Consider the following 19,653-nt stretch of genomic DNA (forward strand, 5'->3'; position numbering starts at 1 on the left):
GACAGCACCTTCTTTTTTAAAAAATTTTTAGCCGCTTATAAAATCCTCCAAAGGTGATGATGCCTGAGCATACTCATACTCTTTCAAAATTCCAACCTCAAAGGCAAGTCTTCCTGCCTCAACTGCCTTTGCAAACGCTATTGCCATCTTAAGAGGATCAGCTGACGTTGCAATTGCAGTGTTAATTAAAACAGCATCTGCTCCCATTTCCATTGCCTGTGCTGCGTGAGATGGTCTTCCAATCCCTGCATCAATTATCACAGGAATTTTGACCTCGTTGATAATAGGTTTTAAAAGCACTTCACAACCAATCCCTTTGTTTGTTCCAATTGGCGAGCCAAGCGGCATGACAGCCTCAACTCCAATTTGTTCCAGCTCTTTTGCAATATTGAGGTCTGGGTAGATGTAAGGAAATACCTTAAAACCCTCTTTCACAAGGATTTCACAAGTTTTTAGCGTCTCATAGTTGTCTGGAAAGAGATACTTTGTATCCTTTTCAATCTCAACCTTTACCCAGTCAGAATTTGTAAGTTCTCTCCCAATCATGGCAATCTTTACTGCTTCTTTGTGGTCTTGCGCACCTGATGTGTTTACCATAATTGTGGCATCTTTTGGAATGTACTCTAAAACATTTTTTATATGCTTAGTGTTAGGACCTATTCGCCGAACAGCCACAGCAAAAACTTCAATGCCAGCTTCATAGTACATCTTTTCAATTAGGCTATAGTCAGGAAGTTTACCTGTTCCAACAAAAAGCCTTGATTTTAACATCTTGCCGCCTATTTCAAACATACAGCATCACCTTTCTTTGTAATTTTTGTGATGGATTTGTAGCATGGTTGTTTTGGTATGATTTTTTAATTTTTTTAGCCGCCGCCAACAAAGCTTACAATCTCAACATAGTCACCATCTTTTAAAACAAAACTTTCCCAATCATTTTTCTTTACAATCTCGCCATTTACCAAAACTGCACAGGTCTTAGGATTTAGATTTAAACTCAGCACAAGATCTAAGATGTTCCCGCAAAACTCCATTTCTTTGTCATTTACTCTTATAAGCAAAGTTCTCACCTACCCTACAAGCTTTTTGTAAGCTAAAAAGTGTCTCAAAAGTGCACTTAAAACAAAAAGCTGCCTGTTGCCGGCAGCTTCTTTTTTTGTTCGCGTCTGAATAACACTTTATAAATAAAAAGCCTTTAATGCCGGACTTTATAGCATTAAAGGCTTTTATTTTTTGCATTTTTCTTCCCTTCGCCGGCATTACCCGGATCAGGTTCAAAGGGTCAAGGCACGGGGATTTTTTAGTGCCTACTCTCAGCCGAGCTTTGCCCCGCTCAGCTCCCCCTTAAAACCACTATATTCAGTTTTCACTTTTTAGTATAGCACTCTTGGATATATTGTGCAAGAAAATTCTTTGCATAAAGCTTCTTAAGTTGTTTTGGACCTCAGTTAATTTTCTCTTGCGCTATTTTTTCAATCTCTTCAATACTTAGGTTGGTCGCCTTGGATATGACATCGTATGAAATTCCTAACTGAATCATTCTTTTTGCAGTCTCTATCCTTTCTTGCTGGATACCCTGTTGAATTCCTTGTTGAATTCCTTGTTGAATTCCTTGTTGAATCCCTTGTTGAATCCCTTGTTGGACTCCTGCCAAAAACTCTTTTGTTTTTGTTTCATCCAAAAGTCTTGCCACATTTGACACAAACTCACCCATTAGCTCCACCCCCTTTTGCTTTACTCTCTCAACAATCTTGTCATATTCTTCCTTTTGTTTCTCACCTAATCTTGGTCTTATAACATGCTGTGACCATAGCAAAAACCTTTCGATATTATTAAAACTCAGCTTCTTTAAGCTTTGATCAATTTCTTGTAATCTGCGAATTAATTCATTACTGTCATTCCTCACCTGTTCCAAATAGAAAATTATTGGTGTTAAAACATCTTCCTTTTCCAAATAACTTTTAATGTCAACTTGAGCGATATCTACAACTTTATACTTGAAAATATCATTTTTGAAAATATCAAATGCTCCAATTATATCTGTTGGTACTTCCCATCTTCTATCAAGCCCATTGTAAACTACAATAGGAATAATAGCTGGCAGTTTTTCAACACCATTTCGTATTTCCTCTGCCCATATAGAAATCATATATCGTAATAACCTTTCAGGCATATCCTTTGCTACAGTTGATTGATTTTCTATCAATATATAAAAATATACATCTCTGTCTTTTAGCCTTGCTTTTGCTACAACATCTGCTTCTACTTGCGAAAATTCCTTTGTAATGTAGTTTGTCTTTTTTATTTCAATTGAGCTTTCACGTATTTCGTTCGCCCAACTATAGTTTATAATTTTGCTCACCAAAAGATAAACATCCTTAGGATTTTCAAAAAGAAGTTTAAAAGTGGAATCATGCTCTTTTGCAGGAAGTTTTTCCTTGTTTTCATTGTCCATTTTAACTAATTCTCCTTAGTAATCAAATTTTACAGAAGAGCGAAATCAATCGTTACAGTATTATTATACCACATCTTAACGTAAACATAAATCAGAGAAAATCAAATCAAAACCAAACTCACAACTACCACTGCAACCAAAATAACAATTATTAAAAACCCTATGAACTTGCCAAGCGGCTTTGCGTAGTTTATATCCCAGCCAAATCCACCAACCCGCCTTTTTCATCCATCTTCCCTTCCCCCAAAACTATCAAAAACAGTTTCAATCAACCTTATCAATTCATTCTTATTCATACCCTTGCAAATGGCTTTTGCAACAATTGGAGTAACTTCTTCTATTATCTCATTTAAAAACTCCTTATTATAACCTTTGCTCACAGCAATATAAGCCCCATGCTTTTTGTTAATAGCAATAAGTCCCATATCCTTTAACTCATTATATGCCTTTGCCACTGTGTGCATGTTGATGCCAATTTCGCTTGCAAGGTCTCGGATAGAAGGAAGGCTATCGCCATTTTGAAGTTCTCCTCTTGCTACTGCCTCTATTATTTGGTTCTTTATTTGCTCATAAATTGGCATGTCAGAGGTAAAGTCAATTTTTATAAACATCTCGCTTTCAGCCCTTTTAGCTTTCTTGTATTCTATGAATGTCTTTCCACTTTATGATGTAGACCAAGCTCAACACAGCCCATAGCAAAACCATAAACTCAATAGCAAATATATTAACTTTTATTAATGCCATATATGCAGCAGGGGCATCAATGATTGTGTGAAGCAATATTGCAAAAGCAAGATAACACAGCCTCTTTCTTTTAACAGCCACCAGAACCAAAAGCGAAAGAGCAATCTGAATTGCCATTGTGAAAACTCTTTCAAAACCAGCAAGAAGAAATGTCGAAGCAGGTGTTTCAATAAGTGCACTTTTTATAGACTTAATTACCTCAGGAGAAACTTTGCCTTTTAAAAGAATATCTAAACTGCCAGAATTAATTAAAAAAGAATACACAATGTTATTTATATAGGCTATCCCAACAAGCAAGATTGATTCAATCCCACCATGTCCAATCCCATAAGCAAGACCGTTTTGATAGTTTAGCCTATCTTTTAAAAACCCTCTAAAACCAACGTATCTACCAACCTCCTCAAAAATCCCAGCTGTCAGACCCAAAAAGAGAGAGTATACAATGTAATGCTTAGAAAATTCTACAAAGTAACTTTGCTTTGACAAAATCTGAAGTATTGGAATTCTCAGAACAACCTGAGAAACGAAAAATATTAATGCTCCTATTAAAATTGATTTCAAAACTCCTGAGTACTTCTTTAAAACAATCACAGCCAGCACAACAGGCAAGCCCACTGAAAGAAGAAGTGTAATACACATAAATATGATTTTGAGATTAGATACCAAAACAAAGCACCTCTTTCTAGGTTATATGTGTTATATATATTATATAACACATAGGCTTTAATTGTCAAAAAAATAAAAAAGAGGGCTTTTGACTCAGTCTACCTGAATATGCAAAAGCCCTAAAAGTTATTCCCAGAAGTTTTTCTTTTCATTGGTCTTTAGATTTACTATTTTTACCTCTTTTAAAATCTGTTTTTCTCTTTATTAGCTTTTTTTTATTCAGATCCGTTTCCTCTGCTCATCTGTTTTTGAAGTCTTTCTGTGAGGGCTTTTGCTGCGTTGTAGCCCATTTTCTTTTGTCTGTTGTTCATTGCTGCAACCTCAACAATGATGGCAAGATTTCTGCCGGGTCGTACAGGAATCACAAGCGTCGGTACTTTTATCCCCAAAATCTCTATGTATTGGTCATGAAGACCAAGTCGTTCATATTCCTTGCCCTGTTTCCATGTTTCAAGCTGGATCACAAGGTCAATTCTTTCGGACTCCTTGACGCAGCCAACACCAAACAGGTTTTTGACATCCAGTATCCCAATCCCTCGAATTTCGATAAGATGCCTTATAATCTCGGGTGCTTCACCGACAAGTGTCTTTTCAGAAACCTTTCGAATTTCAACTGCATCGTCGGCAACAAGAATGTGCCCTCTTTTTACAAGTTCAAGGGCTGTCTCACTTTTCCCAACCCCACTTTCGCCAAGCATCAAAACACCTTCACCATACACATTTACAAGCGTGCCATGGCGGGTTATCCTTGGTGCAAGTTCGTGTGTCAAAAAAGTGCTCAAATTTGTCATGAACCTTGTCGTAACCTCTTGAGTGCGAAGAAGAGGAACACCATACTTTTTTGAAAATTCCAAAAACTCCTCAAAAGGTTCCTGGTTTGAGGTAATTATCACACACGGGATATTTCGCTGAAAAAGTCTTTCAATTGCGTCTCTTCGCTGTGTCTGTGTCATGGTCTTCAAATACGCCATCTCAGAGATTCCTATTATCTGAACCCTTTGCTCATCAAAATACTCAAAAAACCCCATAAGCTGCAAAGCGGGTCTATTCAAGTTCATATCCTTTATTTTTCTCTCTTCAATGCCACTGATTTCTGTCAAACACTCTAAATTGAGCTCTTTTATTATTTTGCCAACTGTCGTGTAGAACAATTTGTACCCACACCTTTCTTTCTACGTCAATTTATTTTTATACTCCAATCTTTTCTTTTATCTTCAAAGCAACCTCATATGGAATGTCAGCTGCTTTTACAATCTCTTCAATGCTTGCCTTTCGCAAATTGTCAATTGACCCAAAAGTCCTAAAGAGCTTGAGTTTCCTCTTCTCTCCTATTCCCTCTATTTCATCTAAAATTGACTCATACAGATGCTTCTTTCTAACTTCTCTGTGAAACTTCACTGCAAACCTGTGCGTCTCTTCTTGAATAGCATATATAAGTTTATACACAAGCGGATACTCTTGAATACCTACTTCTTTACCATTGTAAATCAAGTCCCTTGTTTTGTGCCTATCATCCTTTACCATGCCAGCAACAGGAATAGAAAATCCCAAAGTGTTCAAAACCTCTAATGCAGCATTGACCTGATTTTGTCCACCATCAATCAATATCAAATCAGGAATTCTCCCATGCTTTTCTAAGTTTGTGAATCTTCTTGTCAAAACCTCTTTGACGCTTCTTATATCATCCTGGCCCTCAAATCCTTTTATTTTGAACTTCCTGTAAAATTCTTTGTTGAACCTTCCATCCTCAAACACAACAAGGGTCCCTACATTGTCAGCACCTGCAATGTTGGAAATGTCGTAACTTTCTATCTTTTCAATTTCGTTTTCAAGTCCAAGGATATTTTTAAGAGTTAAAAGCGCCTCAGCATAAACATCATCTACTCTTTGCCTGTTAGCAAGAGAAATCTCTGCATTCTTTTTTGCCATGTCAAGAAGCTGCTTTTTTTCACCTTGTTTTGGAACAGTTACTTTCACTTTGAAGCCATAAAGTTTTTCTATCATCTTTTCAATATTATCAGCATTTTCTATTCTGTGAGGAATTATGATTTCATTTGGCAGCGATACAACATCAGAGTAGTACTGTTCTAAAAATCTCTCAAATGTGTCCTCATCGGCTTTCAAAACAAACTCTTCCTTGTTTATAAGCTTGCCATTTCTGATAATCAGAACAACAATTGCAATGTGTGTGTGGTCTTTTGCAAAGTTTATAACATCTTCACTTCTGTCATCTGCATAAATGACTTTCTGTTTTGTGATTATTCTCTCCAGACTTGAAAGCTTATTTTTTATCTCCTGCGCCTTTTCAAACATTAGATTTTCGGCATATTCAAACATCTTTGTCTTAAGCTCTTCAACAATCTCATCGCCCTTGCCGCTCAAAACCTTTACAGCTCTCTCAACCAGCTTTTGGTATTCTTCTTCTGATACATCTCCCTTGCACACACCAAGACACTTTTCTATATGAAAGTTAAGGCAGGGTCTGCCCTTGCCAAGCTGGTCAGGGAACTTTTTCTTGCAAGTCCTGAGCATAAAAAGACTCTTGAGTAGCTCAACCGTCTGCTTTACAGAATATCCGCTGACATACGGACCAAAATAACGGCTGCCGTCTTTTTCAACTTTTCTTGTTGTCACAAGCCGTGGAAACATCTCGTTTGTTATCTTTATATACTGGTAGTTTTTGTCATCTCTCAAAAGAACATTGTACTTAGGCCTATATTCTTTTATTAGGTTGCACTCTAAAATCAAAGCTTCTACCTCGTTGTCTGTCACAATATAGTCAAGATCTTTTATTTTTCTTACCATAAGCCGTGTCTTTGGAGGCATATCTTGAGAGTTTTGAAAATACTGTCTGACTCTATTCTTGAGGTTTACAGCCTTGCCAACATATATAACATTTCCATTTTCATCCTTCATTATATAAACCCCTGGCGATGTTGGAAGATTAGAAAACTTTTCTTCAAGCAGCATCAGGTCATCTCCTCTTCTGGCTACATAGCATTTTCTACTGAGATTGAGTTTTAGTTTGATTATTTTCTGAAATCTCCACTTTTATGTAAGTGGGAAAGACTTCAAACTCTTTAATATTTTCGGGCTTTTCAACCAACACCTGAAGGTCATAACTCCCTTTCGTCAGATTTGAAACATCCACATACGCCTTCAAAGAATTAAAATCTATAGAATTTTGCACACTTTGGTAGTATTTGAGTGCTACTTTTACCTTGTCAGGACTCAGTTTTGCAACAAGCCCTGGTGATAGTCCTCTCACTTCAATAGGTATATTGATAGGTTTCTCAACAACTGAATCTGTGTATATGGTGATTGTAACTTGTTTTACATTATCTAAAGACTTTATATTCTTTGGAAGACTAAAGTCAAATTGGAATGTTGAAACATTGTCAAGCATCTTTGTATCAATAGTCCCTACAACAATCTCATTTATTGAGTTTATGTCTTCTTCTTTTCCTGCTATATTGATTGTAGAAGGTTTTAAAATTATCTTTGAGATAACTTTACTGGGTGGAAGACTACCTTTAAACTTGACACTCAAGGGCACTTGCTTTGTTTTGAGTATCTCCACATACACATCTATGCTCTTTTGGGACAGGTCAAAAAGCGATGTTATGTCTTTTCCCCTTGAATCTATCACCTTTACAGGGACAGACGCTTTGAACGACCTGTCGTTAAGGCTCAGGTTCAGCTGGGCTATGCATTTTGAAATCTCTTTTATATCACTCTCAGCACCTTTTATGCTTATCACATTAGGCTCTTCCTGATAATTATTTATAATATAACCCTTCTTGGGATTTCCGTTTATCTCAACAGAAACATCTTTCTGGATTGTCACAAGATTGTCAATAGATACCGTAACATTTTTGGGATACACACTCTCAATGTTAATCCTGTGGTAAGGATTCTGGATAGCTACTGGAAGTTTTACTTCTCCTGTCTGTCTTATATCAGAAAAATCTACCATTGCTTGGATATTCTTTTCGTCAACCTTGCTAAGTTCATCCTGTGTACCGCTTATAACTATTCTTACCTCTTTTGCATCAGCTTCTGTCATCACAAGGCCTTTTGACAAAGTTGCAACGTTGTATCTAATGGGAATAATTATCTCTCTTTTCTTTATAGGATTTATAATGCTATTTACATAGAACCACAGAACAATTGCAATCAAAATTGAAACTATCTTAAGCCAGAAATTGTCGTCTTTTGGTTTTTTTATCGTAATCTTTTTCAAACTCTAACGCCTCCACTTAAAAATACTTAGCCCATTCTTCTCTTTTTCTTGCTTCAAAGGCCTGAGAAGTATCTTCCTCAAGGCCTCAGGTCCTAAGTTTCTTGTAAGCCCACCATTGTACGCAACAGAAATAATCCCTGTCTCTTCTGATACAACAATTGCTGTTGCATCAGAGTTTTCGGATATCCCAAGTGCCGCTCTGTGTCGTGTTCCAAGTTCTTTGCTTATGTATCTATTCTCGGATAGAGGCAAAAAACATGCAGCCGCTTTTATCTTCCCATCTCTTATAATCACTGCGCCATCATGAAGTGGGGTGTTTGGAATAAATATATTTATCAAAAGCTGGGATGAAATCTCTGAATCAATTATAATCCCTGTGTTGATAATATCCCCTATTTTGGTCTGACCTTCGACAACAATCAATGCACCAATCTTGTTTTTGGAAAGATACATCACAGCCTTTATGATCTCTTCAACGCTGTTTTGCCACTTTATTGCCATTTCCTCATCAGGGCCAAGCCACAAAAACTTGCCCCAGATTTTGCTTCTTCCAATCTCCTCTAAAGCACGTCTCAGCTCTGGCTGGAAAACTATCAAAAGCGCCAAAACACCGTAAGATAGTGTATTCGTCAAAAGCCAGTTTATGACATTAAGACTCAGCCACTTGCTCACCTGTGTAATAACAATCAGCACCGCTATCCCTTTTATGAGCTGATACGCTCTTGTGTCTTTTATCCACACAATTATTTTGTATATCACAAACGACACAATTGCAATGTCAATAATATCAAACGGTGTTATTCTTATAAGCGTCACATTTCTCAAAAACTCCTGAAGATAAAAAGAAAAATCTTTCAACAAACCTTTCTCCCCCACTATTTTCTAAATATTACCAAGATACACATTTACAAGATACTTTTTAGCAACCTCTCTTAGTCTCATTAATGTCTCCTTTGGTGTTGGTGGAAGAGTCATCTTGTATCTTGGAAAATATCTTGTAAGGTGCAGCGGAATTCTATCATCAATTGAGGCAATCCACTTTGCAAGATTTTCTATTTCTTCATCCCTATCATTTAACGTTGGAATAATGAGTGTTGTTATTTCAATATGAATCTTTTTAGCGCAGATCTCAACAAACCTTTTTACCGATTCCAAATCCCCGCTGCAAACCTTTTTATAAAACTCCTCATTAAAAGCTTTCACATCAATGTTAGCACTATCTATCACTTCAAGAAGGTCATTGAGCGGCTCCTCGTTCAAATATCCGTTTGTAACAAGCACAGTCTTTAGCCCTTCCTGTTTAAAAGCTTTTGCCACATCCATTACATATTCAAACCAGATGGTGGGTTCATTGTAAGTAAAAGCAATACCGATGCATTTTGGGTCTTTTTTAGCAAGAGCAATTAGCTTTTCAGTCTCAACCTCGAACACATTTGGAGTTAGCTGGGAAATCTCAAAGTTCTGACAGTGAAGGCATCTAAACGAACACCCAAACGTTCCTACAGAGAGTATGCTTGACCCCGGATAAAAATGATAAAGAGGTTTTTTCTCTATAGGGTCAAATGCAATCGAAGAGATATAGCCATAGTTTAGCGAATACAGAATGCCATCAACATTTTTTCTTGCCCTGCAAAAACCTGTACTGCCCTGTGGTAGAATACAACCATGCGGACAGAGCTTGCATCTGACTTTTTTGCCTTCAAGCTTTTCATAATATCTTGCCTCAACCATCTGCCATCTTCCCTTACTTGTGTCTTTCAACTGTAAACCTTTCTATCTCAAAATCTTCACTTTCATAGTCAATTCCTGCTTTTCTGCAGGCGATCCTGAGCTGCTCTTCAACCGTGTCAACACCTTCAAGGTCAGGAAGCAAAAGCCCTTGCCTTGTCCCTTTTCTCACAATAACCCCATATTTTTTAGGGTCAAGTTGGTCTTTCGAGTTTACCTTCTCAGGTGGGCTTAGAATATCAACATCATACACAAGACTGTCAAGCTCATCTTCGGTGACCTCTTCAAACCTCGGGTCGTGAAACCCTGCTGCAACAGCGTTTCTGATTATCTCTTTTGCGATGTTCTCCTGTGTCGGGAAAATTGTGCCTATACAGCCTCTTAAATTCCCATCCTTTTTGATTGACACGAAAACTCCTGCCTTCTCTTTTAGCATTCTTTCTGTGACATACTCCGGTATATAGTCCAAATACCTGCGGTGTCTTACATAGTATTCTAAGCTTTCTCTTGCAAGTCTTATATACTCATCTTCATTTTCTCTTATTCTCTTTAGTCTCTCTTCTCTTTTTTTCACTATCTCATCAAACAAAGAAGAGCATGCTTCCCCTTTCTGGTAAAAGGCAGCAACACAGTATCCAACGCCAAAAGGTCCTTCATACGAATAAACCTTGGATTCTATCTCATACCCCTCAAATGCTCCAAGCAAAACCTTTATGGACCTAAAACCACATTCTGCCGCCTTCTCTGAAAGCTCAGGGTCTATGTCATAAAGTGCGCGTGTGTTGCTACTTTGTAAAAGCTCAACCAAAAGTCTGTCAAACTCTGGTCCTTCCTTTGCAAACCCGTAAGGTCCATCGTAAGAGAGTTTGTGCGAAAGGTCACCTGAAGCTACAATCAAGCCTCTTTTCCCTTGTTTTTCGACTGCTCTTCTGAGTATCATTCCATATTTATAAAGCTTTATATCATCAAGCATACAGTAAGCTGTGTGTATAAGCTCAAAGTCTTTATACTTTTTGGTGATAAAATAAAGCGGAACTAACGCGCCATGGTCAAGATCTCGCGAAACGCCATATCTTTTTTGAATTTTGTCTGACACAAACCCAACCGTCAACCCTTCCTGGCTACACATTTTTGCTATGTCTTGAACTATCTCAAGGTTATTTTTAAACCTAAATTCAATTCCATATACACCCCATCTTGCAAGGCTTCCACCAATTTCTGGTTTATCATTTAAGAAAAAAGCATCTGAAAACACAGGCGCATGCGGCGATATTATGACTATAACCTCAGGCTTATACTCAGCTATCTCGCATGCCACTTTTTCCAAAGCATCCAAAGTTGCCTGACATCTTTTCTCATCGCCTCTGCCAATTTCGGGAATAAGCACTGGTGGATGCGGAAGCAAATATCCTACCATTTTTGCCTGCCCCTTACTTTGATTTTTTTAAGATTTTCATATATAATATTTTACCCTTTTTTTATGCCTGCTTCTACTACTCCAATATTAAAAAGTTGTTACAAAATAAAAACGGCCGGCAAAATTTTACTCCCGACCGTTCAAAGAAAATGGTTTTTGCTAAATTTCGTTCAAGATGCCCTTTAAATATTCAAAACCAAGCCTTAGTCCCTCTTTTACTTTTTCTTCAGTCCCCTCAAATTCTGGGTCTTCATGTTCTATGCTTACAACAAAGTTATAGCCGTTTTGTTTTAGCTCTTTCAAAAATGCTTTCCAGTCAATCTCGCCACGACCTGGCATTCTGTACACCCAATATCCCATATCCCATTCATTTTTTCTTTGAATCTGGCTACCAAAAATGGAATATTTATTGAGCTTGTCTTTCAAAATCTGAGTATCCTTTGCATGGACATGGAATATTTTGTCTTTAAATTCTTTTATGACCGAAACAGGGTCAATACCAAGCCAAAGAAGGTGTGACGGGTCAAGGTTCAAACCAAAGTTGTCATACGGAAGCCTTGAAAACATCTCTTCCCAAAGTTCAGGTGAATATGAGATTGTACCCGTCCATCCACCATTTGGGTTCCAGCCTGGCATAGGGCAGTTTTCTATTATAATAGAAACATTTTTTGACTTTGCATACTCCAAAATCTCTCTAAAGACAATCTCAAACTCATCAAAGTTTTCTTTAATAGTCTTGTTGTAGTTTCTGCCAACAAATGTGCCAACATACTTTACACCAAGAAGATTCGCTGCATCAATCACCTTTTTTAAATAGTCATGGTAAGATTTTCTTATCACAAGGTCAGGGTGCAGGTTGTTGTCATAGTATGCAAGAGAAGAAATTTGCATATTGTTCTGCTCAAAAAGTTTTTTTATTCTTTCTGCTTCGTCTCTTGTAAGCTTTATAACATCCAAGGTTGTGCTAGAGTAGTCTCTTGTATTTTTTACAGGCCAGCAAGCAACCTCCAGCATCTCAAAACCAATATTTTTTGCCCACACAACAAGATTTTCAAGACTTTGTTTTGGAAGGCAGGCTGTTAAAAACCCAAGTTTCATGCTATAGTTTGCTCCCCTTTCCATCTTTAGAATTTGGACCAATGCTTAATAATCAATCCTTACAATTCTGCCAGTCTTTGCTGACTCAAAACATGCAAACACAACCTTCATGGTCTTTAAGCCTTCTTCCCCAGAAATTTTGGGTGGTGTGTTTGTCAAGATACAATCAATAAATTCGTCTAAAACACCTGATTTTGTTTGTCTTTCATTTGTCTGCATTGTGTCAAGCTCAAAATATGCTTTTTGACCGTTTGCATATCTTATTATCATCGAAAATTTCGGGTCTGCGTAAAGTGTAATTGAACCTTTCTCACAGTAGATTACAGTTGAGTTATCCTCACTTCCCGGGTAAGTCCATGAAGCAGTTAAAGTCCCAATCGCGCCGCTCTGTGTCTTTAAAATGCAGACTGCATTGTCGTCAACGTCAATTGGCTGACCATTTGGATACTTCTTGGAAAGAGTTGTAACAAACGCAGCTGCTTCAACAAACTCCTCACCAAGCAAAAATCTCATAAGGTCAATCTTGTGAACGCCAAGGTCGCCCATAGCTCCAAAGCTTGCTGCTTCTTTGTGGAAAAACCATGTATCGGGCTTGTCTGAGCTCCAGCTCTCAGGTCCGCCATGACCAAAGGTTGTTTTAAAACTCAGCACTTTCCCAAGCTCACCGCTTTGTATTACCTCTTTTGCCTTTTTGTGGGCTTCATTGAACCTCTGGTTGTGAGCAATCATCAAAAACTTGCCCATCTCTTTTGCAGTCTCTACCATCATTCTGCACTCATCTTCTTTTGTTGCCATTGGCTTTTCACAAAGAACATGAGCACCCTCTTTTAAAGCTTTTATAGTAGCATCAGCATGAAGATAATTTGGCGTTGCAACCACTACTGCATCAGGTTTTATTTCTCTTAGCATCTTTTCATAATCATCATAGACATTTTCAACTTTAAACTTTTCAGCAATGGCTTTTGCACGGTCAAAATTTCTGTCACATACAGCAACAAGATCAACATCGGGATTTTGCTTTGCCTCCGGCGCATGCCTGTGCCTTGTGATTGAACCGCATCCGATTATAGCAAGTTTTAGCTTTTTCAATTTTCCCTGCCTCCTCAATAGTGTAATTGATTACATAAGATATTATAACTCATAGTGTAATCAATTACAATGGTTTAAGAATAAAAAATAACCCTCAGGCAGACTCTCTTGTCTTGAGCTCATGAGGAAGTATTATTTTTTGTTTTTCAAAAGCACCTGGACTTTCAAGTGTATCAATTAAAATCTGGGCTGCCTTCTCGCCTATTGAATACATAGGCTGTGCAACTGTTGTGATTGAAGGCTCATACAATCTTGACATCATGATATTGTCAAAACCTGTCACAGAAAACTCATCAGGGACTTTAAGCCCCAGAGCTTTGGCAGCCTTTATTGCCCCAACTGCCATCAAATCTGAAGAGCAGGCAATTGCATCGTATTTTTTAAGACAACAAAGATTTTTTAGTTTCTCATAAAGCTCTGTCCAGCCATAGCTGCATCTTATGACATTCTCTTCTCTAAACTGAAGTCCATTTTCTTCAAGAGCTTTTCTGTATCCTTCTTTCCTTTCAAACTCAGAGGGGATGTCTTCGTTTCCAATTGCGCATAGAATATTTTTTTTGCCTTTTTTTATAAGGTAGTCTACAACGTCATAAAACGCTCTTTTGTGGTCTATTGTCACAAATGAAGTGTCCAAAAAAGGATAAAACTCGCATGCCTGAACAATCCTTCTTGTATCAAGATCTTTGCAAAAATCAATCTCAATCTTTGCAGATGCAATTATCGCCCCATCAACCTGTTTTTTTTCTATAAGTTTTAAATACTCAGCTGCAATCTCAGGGCTGTTTTGTGTTGTGCAAAGAAGTATTCCATAACCATTTTTTCGAGCAGTATCCTCAATACCTTTAACAACACGCGCAAAGTATGCATTAGCAATTGTAGGAAGTATAACTAATATCAGATTCGACTTGTCTTTTCGGAAGTTTCTTGCAAGAAGATTAGGCTTAAATCCCAGTTCTTCTATCGCCTTTAAAACCTTCTGTCGCGTTTGTTCAGAGACCTTTTCTGAATTATTCAGCACCCTTGAAACTGTTGCAACAGAAACACCAGCTCTTTGGGCAACATCTTTGACTGTTGGCATTTTACACCCCCAGATGATTTTACTTCTGTTTTTTATTCTATACCTTTGGCAATGTCCTTGCAACATTTGTAATTATTTTGAATTATATCCGAACAATAACGTCAAGCTACTGTCTTTCTTGGGCTCTTCTTATTCTTACCTTGAAGAAAATCAAAACTGTGCACAAAAGGGTAAAGATTGTAGCAAGTACAAAAGGCAAACTCTTTGAAAAGGTATAACACTGCCCGGCTATTGCACCAACAGGCATTGAAAAAAGAGAAATCAAAAACATTGTAATTGACAGGACATGCGCTCTTCTAGCATCATCAACAGAATTTGCCAAGATAGCATCAACAAAAGAATAATATACTGCAGCTCCTATGCTGCCAAGTACTGTTACAATTATCATCAAAATAAAACCAAACGTTCCGGGTGGGGCAACCAAAATTAAAGCATTCGAGACAGTAATTAAAAGCATTCCCCAAAAAAGGACAGTGTCATGTTTTTGTTCTTTCAGATTCGGGATTAAAAATATTACAAATATAAGTGCCACCGCACTCCATAGCGTAGGAAACACCGAAATTATGCTATCTGGATAATGCAAAGCTTCACTCAAGTATATATTTTTATATGTGTCTCTGAATATCAGGGCAACGTTGCCAAATATGGTGACAAGTACAATCAGTAGAAGTTGCCTGTTTCTGAACATATACTTTAAACTGTCAAACCACTCAGAAAAACCATTATTATTGCTATCAGAATTTTCCTGCACAAGCTTTTGACCCACAGAGCTCTCAGATGTCACAAGATGTCTTACCACAATGAGTATATTTACCAGAATACCAAACGCAAGGACTGTCCATTTAGTTGCAGGTACCAAGCCAAACCTTGCAACAAGAACGCCCATTAAAGGTGCAAAAAGGTTACCCATATTCCACACAAATACAGTCACAGAATAGATTGCTACTCTTTCGTTTTCGGTTGCATCTTCCATTAAAAGAAGTCGCCATGCAAGCTCAGGAATTCTCATAAGTCCGTTAAAGACGGTAGCAATTAAAAACCATGTAAAATCCTTGGCAAAGAAAAATATATATGCATACACGCACCACGACAGAAAATCGCCAATAAGCAAAACCTTTTTGCGTCCAAATTTGTTTACAAGCAGTCCTGCAAAGGGTGATGTGATAAGCATCACCAAATTCAGCACTGTTGACAGCAGTCCTATCTGGTAATCCTTTACTCCCACTCTTGTCATGTAAAGTGAGGAGTAGATGATAAACATGGCATATGGAATAGTGAAAATGGGCTCAAAAAATAGGATCTTTTTAGCGTTTGGATTTATCTCTTTGAATGCTAAAACCATCTGCTGCAGCTGTGCCTTGATCCTTGTCATAAAAATCACCTCGTATGTGTAAAACCGCTATAAATAGCAAAAAATTCAGACTTTGCCACCAATTTTGATGTTGTCGATACCTTCCTGTTTTGCCCGATTATAAATCTCCTGCAAGTACTCCATCTCCAAATCCTTATTTCCGCTTATTTTTTCATCTAAAACTTCAGGTGTGTATTTATAAGGTTTTATGACATAAAGTCTGCTATCTTTTAAAAGCCTTGCAATATTTAATATATCCTCAACTGTATGAAGGTTTTTGTTCACTGTTGTTCTGAATTCATAATCAATATTTGAATTTTTCAATATCTCTATTGATCTTCTGATTTTGTCAACGTCAGAAAAACCTGTGATCTGGGGGTACTTTTCAAGCGGGGCTTTTACGTCCATTGCGACATAGTCAAGAAGACCAGCATCTAAAAGCCTTTGTAAAACCTCCGGTCTTGAACCATTTGTGTCAAGTTTGACAAGTAATGAACGATTTTTTATTTTCTTTATAAACTCAGTTAAATACTCTTCATTCAAAGTTGGCTCTCCACCTGTAATACAGACAGCGTCAACTATGCCTTTTCTTTTGTCCAAATATTCAAAAAAGATGCTATCATCCATAAAGCTTCCTTTGAAATTCACAAGATCTGAGTTGTAGCAAAAAGGGCACGAAAAATTGCAGCCACCGAAAAAACAAGTAGCTGCAATTTTTTTTGGATAGTCAACGGTTGATATTTTCATAAAATCAACAAGCATACCCTGTATCTCCTTTTAAATAATTTCTTGATATATTCTTTGAGCAAAACCGCGCATATTTTATTTTAACCTCTTTTTGTCTTTCTTTGCAAACCTCTAATTTTTTTAAAACAAGGAAAAAAGAAAATCTATTCAAGCTTTTTCCTTATCAATTTAATATTTTGCTCATCCTTGCAGTAAAATTCATATTCACATCCGCTACAATTGCCTTTGGTATACTCTTCTATTAACATAAGAATGTCTTTTTTACTTTTGATATTTCTTATCCTCCCAATTACCTCTTTTACCTCTTCAATGTGTTCCGTTTCTGGAATGTAATCAAAACTTTTACCTTCTCTTAGCCAAAAGATTGAAGACATGATATCTTTCTGTGGCTCTCTTTGTCTTATTGCCTGTGTATAAATGCAAAGTTGCGGAATATAGCTTTCAAACTTTTTATCATCAAAGTTAAGATTTGTTTTAAAATCAATGAGAAAAATTTTATTCTCAAGATGATACACCTTATCGATTATTCCATATATCATTTGACTTCCAAGCTTGTAATAAAAACGAAGTTCGCTTTCTTCTTTTATTACCTTACCCTTTATTTCTCTGATAAAACTGCTTTTAAAAAAGTTAAAAACAAGTTTTCTTACAAGTTCTTTATCTTCAAAATCGTTCTCAAGCACAGCTAAAGAAATGTTACTCTCAAGATTATTAATATCATCAATATCTTTTATTTTTGTTAGCTCCAAAACTCTGTGGACAGTTGTGCCAAGCGCTTTTGCATTTTGCTGTATCTCCTCTTTTGAGCTTTGCTCATCAAAAACTGGAAGACCCATTATATACTTTAGCGAAAACATGGCAGGACATCTTTTAAAATCCATTATGTGCGAAGGCGATAAAATTTTAAATCTATTTTCAAATTCATCTGGCAAAATTATAGATGGCAAAGCATAAGATATGTTGTTATTTTCTGAACTTGAGTCAAAATCCTGCGACGTTTTTTCTGCCTCTTTTATTCTTACAACTTCCTTTTCAATTCCAATCTCCTCTGCTTTTGTGAGGATGTAATTAAAACCTATCTCTTCACCAAACGACTTTGCTCCCCCTCTTTTTTTTATAGCTTCTTTTACCGTTGAATTTATCATAAAAAGTCCTGCCATTGGTCTTGTTAAGGCAACATAAAAAAGCCTTTTAAGCTCCTCTTTTTCTTGCTGCTTTGATATATTCTTTATTCTTGTATATTCTTTTTCCATCCAGAAAGGAGCAATTATATATTCTTTCGTGCTTGTATCATAAGAACCTCTCAGTTTTGGACTTCTGCCCGAAAAGTACCCTGTACTTTCGCAAAGTCCGACCAAAAACACTATTGGAAAACTGAGCCCTTTTGCTGAATGGATACTTATGAGCACAACACTGTCATCAAGTGCAGAATAACCTGACATCTTTTCACCCTGATTGTTAATAAAATTTAAAAGGTCTTCTAATGAAAAGCTATTGCTCTCTTCTGCCAAGTCGTAAAAAAGCCTGACGTTTTCATATGCCGCCTTCCCAAAATATTTATAGACTTTGTAACTGTACTCAAACATATCTTCAAACTCATATAAAATCTCTGAAATCTTTTTTACAAACAGGTTATCACGCTGTTTTGCAATGAACTTTAAAACATCTTCTGGAACATAACATTCTATTTTGCTCATCTCGCAAAAAAGAAGCGTGAATCTGTCCACTTTAAATATGTCATTTGCAAGAAGTCTCAAGTACCCTGATTTTTTGTTCGGATATTGTAAAATCTCAAGAAAACCTAAAAGCGGTACTATCTCTTTTTGTTCTGAAAGTCCTCTTTTAAAGTTTATATCAAGGGGAATTTCATAATCCTCAAACACTTTCTTGTATATATGAGCAATGTTTTGAATCTTGCGCGATAGCACGGCAAAATCAGAATATTTTAGCCTTCTTTCTGGTTTTCCACCTACACTAATCTTAACACCATCTTCAACCATCTCTTTTATCTTTTTAGCAACATATATAGCTTCATTTCGAATAATATCTTCTTTTGTTTCATTTACAATTTCAACTATCTTTAAAAATCCGTCAGCCTGATGTTTATAAGAAAGTGGTTTGTAATTGGGAAAAAGTATAGATGCAACCTTGTCAATCTTTTTGCCAAGCTCTGAGTTTGTTCTAAAGTTTTCACAAAGCTCTAAAACCTGGCTGCAGTTTTCTATAGCTTCATCAAACACCTCTGGCTCCGCACCCTGAAAACGGTAAATGGACTGTTTTTTGTCTCCGATGTAATAAATGTTTTCAGCTATATTCTCAAAAATTGATTTTTGTAAAAAGTTTGAGTCTTGAAACTCGTCAACAATTAAGTATTTAAATCTGGTTTTTATATCTTTATTTACTTCTGGAATGTTTAAAAGTTCAAAGGTTCTCTGCAAGACCAAATCGTATGTAAGTTCTTTTAAAAACATGCTATTTAAACTGTCTGATAGATGATCAAAAATATAAAAAGTTTCACTTTCAAGGTGATAAGCTTTGTTGATATATTTTGACGAATTGTTAAATTCCTGTGCTATATTTTCAATATAGTGAAGATATTCTTCTATAAAAAACTTCTCCTGAGGCAATCTCCCCAATGTTGCAGGAAAAACTGAAAGATAATTGTCTATGAGTTTTAGCATGAGTCTATTCTGGTCAGGAACAATTTTAAAGTTTGCATCAACCCTTGCCCATGCCCAGTAAAATCTTAAAAGATACATACAAAATGAGTGTATGGTCTTAATATGGGAATTTTGAATCTTTGAAATTGTAAGCAAATCAAGCCCTCTTTGCTTTGCTTTTGAGATGATTCTGCTCTTAAGCTCTCTTGCTGCCTTTTCTGTATACGTTATGCAGACAATTTCATTTGGGGTAGCTTTCTTAGAATTTATGATGTCTATATAAAGATTTGCGATATTTTCTGTCTTGCCACAGCCAGCTGAAGCGCTATAAATAATTATATTGCCCATTTTTTCAACCATCCCTTGATATTTTTGTT

Annotated in this window: 17 protein-coding genes and 1 riboswitch; all 17 genes read right to left on the minus strand. The window is 36.7% G+C overall.

Translation table 11 applies throughout. From position 1 onward, the window contains the following. Window positions 1-27: 27 nt before the first annotated feature. Complete coding sequence (locus CALHY_RS11550; RefSeq protein WP_013404125.1) at window positions 28-792, minus strand: thiazole synthase; 765 nt, start codon at window positions 790-792, stop codon at window positions 28-30. A gap of 74 nt (window positions 793-866) precedes the next feature. Next, window positions 867-1,061, minus strand: coding sequence for a sulfur carrier protein ThiS (thiS, locus tag CALHY_RS11555; RefSeq protein WP_013404126.1), 195 nt, complete (start codon window positions 1,059-1,061; stop codon window positions 867-869). A gap of 167 nt (window positions 1,062-1,228) precedes the next feature. Then, window positions 1,229-1,354: riboswitch (TPP riboswitch) on the minus strand. A 90-nt stretch (window positions 1,355-1,444) separates the two neighbouring features. Beyond that, window positions 1,445-2,455, minus strand: coding sequence for an Rpn family recombination-promoting nuclease/putative transposase (locus tag CALHY_RS11565; RefSeq protein WP_013404127.1), 1,011 nt, complete (start codon window positions 2,453-2,455; stop codon window positions 1,445-1,447). 224 nt (window positions 2,456-2,679) lie between these two features. Further along, window positions 2,680-3,066, minus strand: coding sequence for a GntR family transcriptional regulator (locus CALHY_RS11570; protein ID WP_013404128.1), 387 nt, complete (start codon window positions 3,064-3,066; stop codon window positions 2,680-2,682). A 16-nt stretch (window positions 3,067-3,082) separates the two neighbouring features. Next, entirely contained in the window at window positions 3,083-3,865 is a 783-nt protein-coding gene (locus tag CALHY_RS11575; RefSeq protein ID WP_013404129.1) for a YhfC family intramembrane metalloprotease, read from the minus strand. Between the two features lie 215 nt (window positions 3,866-4,080). After that, entirely contained in the window at window positions 4,081-5,016 is a 936-nt protein-coding gene (hprK, locus tag CALHY_RS11580) for an HPr(Ser) kinase/phosphatase (RefSeq protein ID WP_013404130.1), read from the minus strand. A gap of 37 nt (window positions 5,017-5,053) precedes the next feature. After that, window positions 5,054-6,835: an excinuclease ABC subunit UvrC gene (gene uvrC, locus CALHY_RS11585; protein ID WP_013404131.1), complete on the minus strand. Its 1,782-nt coding sequence runs from the start codon at window positions 6,833-6,835 to the stop codon at window positions 5,054-5,056. Window positions 6,836-6,869: 34 nt separating this feature from the next. Beyond that, entirely contained in the window at window positions 6,870-8,108 is a 1,239-nt protein-coding gene (locus tag CALHY_RS11590) for a CdaR family protein (protein WP_013404132.1), read from the minus strand. A 3-nt stretch (window positions 8,109-8,111) separates the two neighbouring features. Next, the gene (gene cdaA / locus CALHY_RS11595) at window positions 8,112-8,969 is read right to left on the minus strand and encodes a diadenylate cyclase CdaA (protein ID WP_041723207.1); all 858 of its coding nucleotides are present in this window, start codon (window positions 8,967-8,969) and stop codon (window positions 8,112-8,114) included. Between the two features lie 21 nt (window positions 8,970-8,990). Continuing rightward, window positions 8,991-9,839 carry an AmmeMemoRadiSam system radical SAM enzyme gene (gene amrS / locus CALHY_RS11600; RefSeq protein WP_013404134.1) on the minus strand — a complete coding sequence of 283 codons (849 nt, stop codon included), beginning with the start codon at window positions 9,837-9,839 and terminating at the stop codon, window positions 8,991-8,993. 13 nt (window positions 9,840-9,852) lie between these two features. Further along, window positions 9,853-11,253: an AmmeMemoRadiSam system protein A gene (gene amrA / locus CALHY_RS11605; protein ID WP_013404135.1), complete on the minus strand. Its 1,401-nt coding sequence runs from the start codon at window positions 11,251-11,253 to the stop codon at window positions 9,853-9,855. Between the two features lie 159 nt (window positions 11,254-11,412). Continuing rightward, window positions 11,413-12,351 (minus strand): sugar phosphate isomerase/epimerase family protein, encoded by a 939-nt coding sequence (locus CALHY_RS11610; RefSeq protein WP_013404136.1) that lies wholly within the window; start codon window positions 12,349-12,351, stop codon window positions 11,413-11,415. 45 nt (window positions 12,352-12,396) lie between these two features. After that, entirely contained in the window at window positions 12,397-13,440 is a 1,044-nt protein-coding gene (locus CALHY_RS11615; protein WP_013404137.1) for a Gfo/Idh/MocA family protein, read from the minus strand. Window positions 13,441-13,534: 94 nt separating this feature from the next. Further along, a complete protein-coding gene (locus CALHY_RS11620) occupies window positions 13,535-14,518 on the minus strand; it encodes a LacI family DNA-binding transcriptional regulator (RefSeq protein WP_013404138.1) in 984 nt (327 codons plus the stop codon). 106 nt (window positions 14,519-14,624) lie between these two features. Further along, the gene (locus CALHY_RS11625; protein WP_013404139.1) at window positions 14,625-15,890 is read right to left on the minus strand and encodes an MFS transporter; all 1,266 of its coding nucleotides are present in this window, start codon (window positions 15,888-15,890) and stop codon (window positions 14,625-14,627) included. A 45-nt stretch (window positions 15,891-15,935) separates the two neighbouring features. After that, window positions 15,936-16,631 (minus strand): anaerobic ribonucleoside-triphosphate reductase activating protein, encoded by a 696-nt coding sequence (locus CALHY_RS11630; protein ID WP_013404140.1) that lies wholly within the window; start codon window positions 16,629-16,631, stop codon window positions 15,936-15,938. Between the two features lie 128 nt (window positions 16,632-16,759). Beyond that, window positions 16,760-19,636 (minus strand): UvrD-helicase domain-containing protein, encoded by a 2,877-nt coding sequence (locus CALHY_RS11635; RefSeq protein WP_041723468.1) that lies wholly within the window; start codon window positions 19,634-19,636, stop codon window positions 16,760-16,762. Window positions 19,637-19,653 lie beyond the last annotated feature (17 nt).

Origin of the sequence: Caldicellulosiruptor hydrothermalis 108, from assembly GCF_000166355.1 — a bacterium.
GTDB lineage: Bacteria > Bacillota > Thermoanaerobacteria > Caldicellulosiruptorales > Caldicellulosiruptoraceae > Caldicellulosiruptor > Caldicellulosiruptor hydrothermalis.